The following is an 8,754-nucleotide window of genomic DNA, read 5'->3' as shown; positions in this document are numbered from 1 at the left end:
AGGGGGAGATGTCCGGCAGGACAGAGGGGGGCGCCACGCAATGATGCGGGAAACAAGCTTGCCTCGCGCCGCTGCGCCCTTCCTCAGCTTCGGTCGGCTGCTGCGCCGCTATGGCTTCGCCATCGCCCCCGAGCAGGTCTCCGGTTTCATGCAGGCGGTGACCCTGCTCGGGCCGCGCTCGATGGCCGACATCCGCGAGGCCGCCCTTGCCACGCTGGCGCCGCCGCCCGACCGCCGCGACGAATTCGAGGCGCATTTCCAGAGCCATTTTTATGGCAATACGTCCGCCGTGGTCGAAGGCGACGCCGACGAGGAAACTCGCATCAAGGATGATGGCGGCGCCGACGACGAACGGCTCGAGGCCGAACAAAGCCAAGAGGGCGGCGACCTCTCTTCGGCCCTGGAGCAGTTGAGTACCCGCGACTTCCAGCGCGACGATGACAGGCTGACCGCCTTTCGTCGCAAACTCTCGACCGCTTTACCAGCCCGGCGCTCCTTCCGCACCGTACGCACCCACTCGCGCGGCAAGCTCGATTTGCGCCGGTCGCTGAGGGAAATCGTCAGCGCCGATGGCGACGTGCCCTCGCCACTGCTACGCCGCCGCCAGACCGTACCGCGCAAGCTGCTGCTGCTGATCGACGTTTCCGGCTCGATGAAGCTGCACACAGCGGACTATCTCAAGCTGGCACATGCGGCCGTGCAAGGTGCCGACCGCGCCGAGATCTTCACCTTCGGCACGCGGCTGACGCGCATCACCACGGCATTGCGCATCCGCGACCGCGACCAGGCGCTGGCGCGCGCCGCTGCCCAGGTCGACGACTGGGACGGCGGCACCCGCATGGGACCGACGCTGCTCGCCTTCCTCTCGGTGCCGCGCTTTTCGTCGTTTGCACGCGGTGCCACGGTCGTGATCCTGTCCGACGCGCTGGAGCGCGGCGATCATGGCGAGTTGGAGACAGCCATGCGACGGCTGAGCGCCCGCGCTTTCCGGCTGTCGCTGGCCACACCGCTAGCCGGCGACCCGCGCTTCCGGCCGGCAACGGCTGCACTTCGTGCCATCCTGCCTGACCTGGACGACCTCGTCGATGGCTCGTCGGTGAAAAGCCTCACCGATTTCATCCTGTCGCTCGCCCGCCCTGCTTCAGCGGCGGCGACAATCTGGAAGAGGGTTTCGTGATGCAGAAAGCCATCGACGCGCATTTCCACATCTGGCGCCAAAAGGACCAGCCCTGGCTGGTCGGGCCGATGGTGCCGCGCATCTTCGGTCCCTACGAGCCGATCCGGCGCGACTACCCGATCGAGGAATTTCTCGAAGACCAGAGGGATTCAGGCGTCGAAAAGGCCGTCTATGTCCAGACCAACTGGGCCAAGGAGGATTTCGAGAAGGAAGTCGCCTTCCTGCAGAAGACATCCGACGAAACCGGCTGGCCGCATGCCATCGTCGGCTATACCGACATGACCGTCGACGATATCAGGCCGCAGATCGATCGCTTGATGAAATACAAGCTGCTGCGCGGCGTGCGCATGCAACTGCACTGGCACGAGACCCCGGCCTTCCGCTTCGCCGCCTCCGCCGACCAGGTGATCGACCCCAAGGTGCGCGCCAATGTGGCGCGGCTCAAGGACTATGGCCTCTCCTTCGACCTGCAGCTCTTCCCCGCCCAGATGAAGGACGGCCTGACGCTGGTCGGCGAAAACCCGGAGACGAATTTCATCCTCACCCATGCCGGTATGCTGACCGGCATGGAGCCGGAAACCACCGAAGCCTGGAAGGCAGGCCTGCGCACGCTGTCGGCGGCGCCCAATTTCTACGCCAAGCTCTCCGGCCTCGGCACCTTCGTCCATCGCAACGACCCGGCGCTGATTGCCTATATCGTCGACAACGCGATCGAGATATTGGGCGCCGACCATTTGATGTTCGGCTCGAACTTCCCGATCGAAAAACTGTGGACCAGCCACGCCGAGCTGATCAAGGCGCACCGCGATGCGGTGGCCAGGCATGGTGCGGCGGCGGAGGCGGATATTTTCTGGAACACGGCGGAGAAGGTTTACCGGCCGGTGTGAGGCCTCACTTCACCTCGAACTGCGGATCGACCGGGATCTGCATCGCGGTCACCAGATGGTTGGTCTGGCCGGCCAGCCCGATGATCGACACCAGCTCGCCATGCTGCGCATCGGTCATGCCCTTGGCGCGGGCCGCCGCCGTGTGCGAGTGGACGCAGTAGGAGCAGCCATTGGCGGTCGAGACAGCAATGTAGATCATCTCCTTGGTCAGCGGATCGATGGCGCTGTCGGCCACCATCACCACCTTCAACTGTTCCCAGATCCGCTTCAGCGCAGGAGGATCATTGGCCAGACCGCGCCAGAAATTGTTGACGAAATCGGATTTACGCGTCGCGCGGATGTCGTCGAAGACGGCTTTCACGGCCGGGATTTTTTCGACTTCGGCATCGGTTAAGAGTCTTGCTGTGGCCATGGTGTGGTCCTTTCGCTTCGATCGATGAACTGGTCCGTTGAATCAAGTTTCGAGCAAAGGCGGCTAACCAGCTTCTTTGACTCAGTTTTTGGCCCGCAATAGCGTTGAAGATTAGCCGAGCCACCTAAACTTCGTCATCCACGGGCGAAGCAGGCGCGAAGCGCCGTCGCGGAGACCCGAGGATGACGATGAGGTAGAGGCCTTCGCCAAATCGCCAACGTATGCGGACCACCGACCACCAGCCAAAAAACCTAGTGAACCGCCGCGTACATGATCTTCTCCTCCGTCGCCTCGGCCGGCGAAAACTCCTCGACGATACGGCCCTGGCGGCAGACCAGGATGCGGTCGGACAGGTTCATGATCTCCGGCAGGTAGGACGAGATGACGACGACGGCCAGGCCCTCGTCGGCCAGCCGGTTGATGATCTGATGGATCTCGGCGATCGCGCCGACATCGACGCCGCGCGTCGGCTCGTCGAAGATGACGATGCGCGGCTGCTGCACCAGCCCCTTGCCGATCACCACCTTCTGCTGGTTGCCGCCGGACAGTTCGACGACGCGCGCATTGTCGTTGATCGCCTTGATGTTCAGCGTCTTCGTCCATTCGGCTGAGAGCGCGCGCATTTCCTGCGCATTGATTACCCAGGCCTTTTCCCGGCCCGCCGCCAGCAGTCCGCCGAACAGGTTCTCGGCAATGCCCATCGTCTCGAAGATGCCCTCGCTCTTGCGATCCTCGGTAACATAGACGATGCCGTCGGCCACCGCCTCGCTCGGCACGAGATAGCGCACCGGCCTGTCATCGAGCTCGATGGCGCCGCCGCGCAGAAAGTCGCGCTTGTAGATGCCGGAGACGATCTTGAAGGTTTCGGTGCGGCCGGAGCCAATCAGCCCGAACACACCGGTGATCTGGCCCTCGAAGATCGAAAAGGAATTGTTGCGCACGACATTGCTCATCGAGATGTCCTGCACCGACAGCACCTTCTTGCCCGCCTTGCGAAGCTTCGCTTCGTCGCGCTGCCGGTAGATCTGCCCCGACAGCGTGCGCCCGACCATTGCGGACACGATCCTGTCGCGGTCGAAAGCAGACGTGTCGTCGGTGATGACCAGTTCGCCGTCGCGCAGGATGGTGATGCGGTCGGCGATCATCAGCGCCTCTTCCAGCGCGTGGCTGATGAAGACGATGGAGACGCCGCTCGCCTTCAGCCGCCGGATCAGCGCGAAGAAGTGCCGCTTTTCTTCCGGCGTCAGCGTCGCCGTCGGCTCGTCGAAGATGATGATCTCGGCATTGTGGTGCACCGCGCGCGCGATCTCGACCATCTGCCGCTTGGCAGCACCCAGCGTCGCCACCATGGCGTTCGGGTCGACGGGAAAGTTCAGCGATTGCAGGAATTGCTGCGCCGAAATGTAGGTGCCGCGCAGCCGGTTGAGGAACTTTTCGGTGCCGAGATAAAGGTTCTGCGCCACAGTCATCGACGGCACCAGGCTCGTCTCCTGGAACACCATCGCGATGCCGGCTTCAAGCGCTGCGTGCGGCGAGGCGTAGGCGATCTCTTGCCCCCTGTGGAACATCTTGCCCGAGGTGGCTTCGACCACACCGGCGATGATCTTGGTCAGCGTCGATTTGCCCGCGCCGTTCTCGCCAAGCAGCGCGTGGATCTCGCCTTTGCGCAGGTCGAAGCTGACATTCTTCACCGCGGGCACGCCGCGGTAGTTCTTGGTGACATTCTCCAGACGGACAATCGGTTCCATCAGAAACCTCCCGTGGGGACGGAAAGGATGCAGTCGCCGCCCCTGGAGGCGATGAACAGAAGACCGTCCTTTTCCGCAACGCTGCAGATGCCATGGCGCGTGCCGTTGGCGCGGCTGTGCAGGCTGAATTGCGGCTGCATCTTCTGGTCGAGCCTGACCACCAGCCCGTAGGAGCGGCTCGGCGACCATGGCTTGTGGATGCCCATGGTGCGGATGCCGCCGCATTGCAGCGGCTCGAGGAAGCTGCGGCTGGAGGCCAGCGCTGGCGCGATCCAGTAGGCCGGCGGCACCTGGCTCAGCATGTCCTGACGGTAATGCGTTTCCTGTAGCACGAATTCGATCAGCCGGTTGCGCGGCGCAAACAGGGTCAGCCACGCCCCACCATCGGCGGAAGGTGACAGCCGCGCGGGATAGCCGGGCAGATGCGTCAGAACCGTCGAGCGGCTGCCCGTCGCGCCATCGAAACGCACCAACTGATGACGCCAGCTTTCGCTGACTAGCACATCGCTGCCGACTGGATGCAGGCCATAGGGAAAGGCAATCTCGCCGGCGACTTTGCGGAAATCACCGCCCGCGGCGTCTCGCTTCCACAGCGAACCGGAGGCACCCTTCTTCATCAGATCGGCGGCCCATTGCGACGGCGCGTGCTCGGCCGAGCCATTGGCCAGCCACAACGTGCCGTCATCCGCATAGGCAAGTGCGGTGATGCAGCTGATCCCGGCCGGCAGCGAAACGTCGCTGCCGCCAATCAGCAACTTGCCGTTTTCCAGCCCGACCGTCAGTTCGCCGGATGGCGACAGCGCCAGCGCGGTGACGGCAGACGGAAAAGTCTCGACCACGACAGGTTCCGCTCCAGCCGCAATCGAATGGATGGCGTTGCCGCTGGAGGCCAGCAGCCTGTCACCGGTAACGAGCAGATTGTCTGGTTCCGTCATCTCGGCGAAAGCCGCCGCATCATCCAGCCGCGTATTGGGGCGAAAAGCGCCGTCGAGCGGCGGGATGGTGACCGCCTTGCCGCGAAACAGGCCAAGCATCGGATCGAGGATCATGGCTTTGCTCCCCAATAGGAAGCGGGACTGGTCCAGTTCGGGTCGGCGCCTGCGATCTTGTAGCGGCCGATGCGGTTGTTGAGGATGCCGCCGACGAACAGATATCCCTTGTGCTCGCGCATCGAGGTGACCATCGGGTGCGCGCCACCGGTGAGGTCGCCCATCGCCTCGACAATGCCGCCCTTCTCGTTGAACTTGACCACGCCGCCGGTGTTGATGTTGGGGAACAGCCATTCATCCTGCGGCAGCCGGCGCGTCATGCGCTTGCGCATGTCGGGATGGCGCAGCGACAGGTCGAAACTCGGCGTGCGCATGCCGAGCCACGCCATCCAGTAATTGCCATCGGAGGCGCGGTTGATGTTGTCGGGATAGCCCGGCATGTCGCGGATGACGCATTCGGCGGTGCCGGCCTTCGGCCCTTCCAGCCAGTAGCGATGCACGCGGCAGGCCCAGCTTTCGGCGAAGAACAGCGACTTGCCGTCATGCGCCATGCACACACCGTTGGTGTAGCGGTAACCGTCGAGCAGCGTCTTCGTCGAACCATCCTTCGGATCGTAGACCAGCAGCCGGCCGGTGGCGCGGTTCTCGATCGAATCCAGCGCCCAGTCATGTGCGTCGTAACGCTTGGTCGAGTCTGTGAAATAGATGCGCCCGTCGGGTGCGATGTCGCAGTCATTGGGGTCACGCAAACGCGCATCGTCGACGATCGAGGTCCACGAACGCGACGTCTCCGCCGACAGGCGCTTGACCTCCCGATCCGGCGAGACCGAATAGAGCCCCATGGCGCCGACGCAGCTGATCAGATTGCCCGATTTGTCGAAGGCGAGGCCGAGCGGGAAGCCGCCTATATGGGCAAACACTTCCGATTCGACATAGTCTGGCGCGAAGAAACGGACGATCTCGCCATGACGCGTGCCGCAATAGAGATTGTCGTCGCGGTCGAGGATGACGTCTTCTGGCCCCTCCAGCTCGCCAAGCCCGATATGGTCGGCGGCGGACAACCGGTTGTCGAGCTCGTAGGGTGTGCCCGAACCAGGTGCGGCCGACTGTGTCTCGCCCATCTTGAGATAGACCGGCGCGACATAAACCTCGTTCAGCACCTTGTGGCGGTTCTTCAGCCAGCGGATGTCGATGGTCACCGCGACCGCCAGCATGATGCCCAGCACCATCTGGTTGGTGCCGGTGCCATAGCCCAGCCGGATCAGCCCGTTGGTCATGGTCAGCACAATGATGGCGCCCATCAGCCCCTTGATCACCGAGCCGCGGCCGCCGCCAAGGCTGACGCCGCCGACCACCGCCGCCGTCAGCGCCATGATTTCCAGATTGAGGCCGGTGCCCGGCCCTGCCCCACTCAGCCGGCAAGCGATGAGGAAGCCGCCGATCGAGGCGCAGAAGCCGGAGAAGACGTAGGTCATGAACACGGTGCGGCGCACGCGGATGCCGGCATTGTGCGCCGAGCGCCTGGAGCCGCCGACCGCCAGCACGTGCCAGCCCGGCCGTGAACGGGTCAGCGCGATATGGGTGACGATGGCCAGGATGATCGCCAGCCACACCGAGACCGACAGCCCCCAGAAGGTGCCGTCGCCGATGAAATCCAGCACGTCCGAGGTGGCGCCGGAAAGTTGCACATCGGCGGCATAAGTGGTGACCAGGATGTCGAACAGCGCGCGGCCGAAGATGAAGGTGACTAGCGTGGTGAGAAAGGCGCGCAGCCTGAAATAGCCGACCAGATAGCCGTTGATCGCACCGAACAGCAATCCTGTGGCGATCGATGCGGCAAGCGCCAGCCACACGGACTGATCGAGGATGAAGAAGACATAGACCGCGGAAAAACAGGAGAGCGCGAAGATCGAACCGACCGACAGGTCGATGCCGCCGCCCAGCATGACCACCGTCATGCCGGTGACGATCAGCGAGAATTCGCCGAGCTGACGGGTCGAATCCTGCAGCGCCGTCAGCTTGAAGAAGCCCGGGATGAGCGAGCCGAAGGTTGCCAGCGTCGCCACCAGCGCCAGGAACGGAATGGCGTTGTCGGTCCAGCGCTTGGTCAGGATCTCACCGACGACATGGTCGGGCACGAGATTGTAGCGCCAGGACTGGAGCCGTTCGCGAAAGGACATCAGGTCACTGCTGCAAGAGAAAAGACAAAGAGGTGGCCAGCAATCCGACCACCTCATCGATATCGATTGAAGAGGCTTGGCTTACTTCGCCGCCGCTTCGGCCTGCAGGGCCTTCAAGTCCCAGCAGCTATCGGGCTTCAGGTCAGCCTTGGTCGTCGCCTTCTCCAGCGTGTAGATGTAGGTGTGCGAGGTGCCGGCCGGCTGGCCGCTCTGCAGCAGGAACTTGATGATGGCGTTCATGTCGCCCGACTGGCGGGCAAGATCGGTCATCACCACAGCGCCATAGGTGCCGTCCTGCAGCTTGTCGCAATCGGCCGCCTTCTCGCCACCGCCCGTGGTGACCAGGAACACCTTGCCGTCGAGCTTGGCGTCGCGGATCGCGGCAGCCGCGCCGGTGGCATCGCCGTCCCAGAAATCGATGATGGCGCAGATGTCGGGATTCTGCTGCAGCATCGTCGTCGTCACGTTGCGCGAGGTGGTCGCGTCCCAGTTGGAATCCGGCTTGGCCACCACCTTGAAGTCGGGGTTCTTGTCCAGCACCTTCATGATGCCGGCATATTGGTAGAGGCTCGACGAATTGGCCTGGTCGCCTTGCACCAAACCGAGCTTCTTGGAGGAGTTCGGGCCGCAGCCCTTGATCGCCGCTTCGGCCTCGAGCTGCCCGAGCCGGTCCCAGTCGCTGCCGACAAAGGCGTCGGCCGGGAAATTGGCCGGATTGTCGACCAAAATCACATAGGTGCCGGCGGCTTGCGCCTTCTTCATCAGCTTGGCATAGGAATTGAGGTCCGGCGAATGGATGATCAGCACATCCGGCCTGGTGTCCGACGAGATCGCGTCGGTGATCGCTTGCGCGCCGGCGTCGACGACCCAGTTCGGATCGCGTGTCTCGAAGGTGCCGCCCCAGGCTTCGACTTCCTTCTTCAGGAAATGCGTCCAGCCCTGTGCCAGGTCGAAACCCATCGCCATCGGCACCAGCATGACGCGCTTGCCCTTGAGCGCCTGTGCGTAAGCCGCCGGGCCAGGATCGTCGGCGGCAAAGGTTGGCGCCACGAAGCGGCTTACGCACAGGCGCTCAAGGGCAAGCGCCGTGGCCGCTGCCATGAGTGTTCTGATCAGTTTCATGTCACATCCTCTGGTTTGGGTTTTGTTATCAGCGGCCGGCCCCAACCGTCCGCCGCCGTTCAGGTACTAAATGTCACCCTGCTGTGCGGTCTGTTCGTCACGTGGATTGATGATGCCGTCGACGATGATGGCGCCGAGCAGGATCGCGGCCTTGATCAGGTTCTGGTAGAGCAGCGGGATGTCGATGATGGTCATGGCGTTGAGCAGGATGCCGATCAGCGCCGCCCCCACCAATACGT

The 8,754-nt window shown here is 63.3% G+C and carries 7 protein-coding genes and 1 pseudogene; 2 read left to right on the top strand and 6 right to left on the bottom strand.

Going from position 1 to position 8,754, the window contains the following annotated elements:
• Positions 1 to 40: 40 nt before the first annotated feature.
• Positions 41 to 1,177, top strand: a complete 1,137-nt coding sequence (locus tag EOB49_RS23470; RefSeq protein WP_127382368.1) for a VWA domain-containing protein — start codon at positions 41 to 43, stop codon at positions 1,175 to 1,177.
• The gene (locus tag EOB49_RS23465; RefSeq protein ID WP_164781780.1) at positions 1,177 to 2,064 is read left to right on the top strand and encodes an amidohydrolase; all 888 of its coding nucleotides are present in this window, start codon (positions 1,177 to 1,179) and stop codon (positions 2,062 to 2,064) included. Before EOB49_RS23470 ends, EOB49_RS23465 begins: the two co-directional genes overlap by 1 nt.
• A 4-nt stretch (positions 2,065 to 2,068) precedes the next feature.
• On the opposite strand, the gene EOB49_RS23460 is transcribed toward EOB49_RS23465, so the two are convergent.
• From EOB49_RS23460 to EOB49_RS37915, 6 genes and pseudogenes are all read right to left on the bottom strand, one after another.
• Positions 2,069 to 2,476: a carboxymuconolactone decarboxylase family protein gene (locus tag EOB49_RS23460; RefSeq protein WP_127321473.1), complete on the bottom strand. Its 408-nt coding sequence runs from the start codon at positions 2,474 to 2,476 to the stop codon at positions 2,069 to 2,071.
• Between the two features lie 251 nt (positions 2,477 to 2,727).
• Positions 2,728 to 4,224 carry a sugar ABC transporter ATP-binding protein gene (locus tag EOB49_RS23455; RefSeq protein ID WP_127321472.1) on the bottom strand — a complete coding sequence of 499 codons (1,497 nt, stop codon included), beginning with the start codon at positions 4,222 to 4,224 and terminating at the stop codon, positions 2,728 to 2,730.
• Positions 4,224 to 5,273: a hypothetical protein gene (locus tag EOB49_RS23450; protein ID WP_127382366.1), complete on the bottom strand. Its 1,050-nt coding sequence runs from the start codon at positions 5,271 to 5,273 to the stop codon at positions 4,224 to 4,226. The genes EOB49_RS23455 and EOB49_RS23450 overlap by 1 nt, the downstream gene beginning before the upstream one ends.
• Positions 5,270 to 7,393 carry an SMP-30/gluconolactonase/LRE family protein gene (locus tag EOB49_RS23445; protein WP_127382365.1) on the bottom strand — a complete coding sequence of 708 codons (2,124 nt, stop codon included), beginning with the start codon at positions 7,391 to 7,393 and terminating at the stop codon, positions 5,270 to 5,272. The genes EOB49_RS23450 and EOB49_RS23445 overlap by 4 nt, the downstream gene beginning before the upstream one ends.
• A gap of 81 nt (positions 7,394 to 7,474) precedes the next feature.
• Entirely contained in the window at positions 7,475 to 8,515 is a 1,041-nt protein-coding gene (locus tag EOB49_RS23440) for a sugar ABC transporter substrate-binding protein (RefSeq protein ID WP_127382364.1), read from the bottom strand.
• 66 nt (positions 8,516 to 8,581) lie between these two features.
• Positions 8,582 to 8,754 (bottom strand): annotated as a pseudogene (locus tag EOB49_RS37915) (ABC transporter permease); the annotation flags it as partial.

Origin of the sequence: Mesorhizobium sp. M7A.F.Ca.MR.148.00.0.0, assembly GCF_003997735.1 — a bacterium.
GTDB lineage: Bacteria > Pseudomonadota > Alphaproteobacteria > Rhizobiales > Rhizobiaceae > Mesorhizobium.
Note: the sequence above shows the minus strand (reverse complement) of the source record. Positions and strands in the feature narration are given on the sequence as shown.

Bases quoted from the DNA above. Each gene is read 5' to 3' on its own strand.
- EOB49_RS23470 (WP_127382368.1), top strand. From the start codon at position 41: ATGATGCGGGAAACAAGCTTGCCTCGCGCCGCTGCGCCCTTCCTCAGC.
- EOB49_RS23465 (WP_164781780.1), top strand. From the start codon at position 1,177: ATGCAGAAAGCCATCGACGCGCATTTCCACATCTGGCGCCAAAAGGAC.
- EOB49_RS23460 (WP_127321473.1), bottom strand. From the start codon at position 2,476: ATGGCCACAGCAAGACTCTTAACCGATGCCGAAGTCGAAAAAATCCCG.
- EOB49_RS23455 (WP_127321472.1), bottom strand. From the start codon at position 4,224: ATGGAACCGATTGTCCGTCTGGAGAATGTCACCAAGAACTACCGCGGC.
- EOB49_RS23450 (WP_127382366.1), bottom strand. From the start codon at position 5,273: ATGATCCTCGATCCGATGCTTGGCCTGTTTCGCGGCAAGGCGGTCACC.
- EOB49_RS23445 (WP_127382365.1), bottom strand. From the start codon at position 7,393: ATGTCCTTTCGCGAACGGCTCCAGTCCTGGCGCTACAATCTCGTGCCC.
- EOB49_RS23440 (WP_127382364.1), bottom strand. From the start codon at position 8,515: ATGAAACTGATCAGAACACTCATGGCAGCGGCCACGGCGCTTGCCCTT.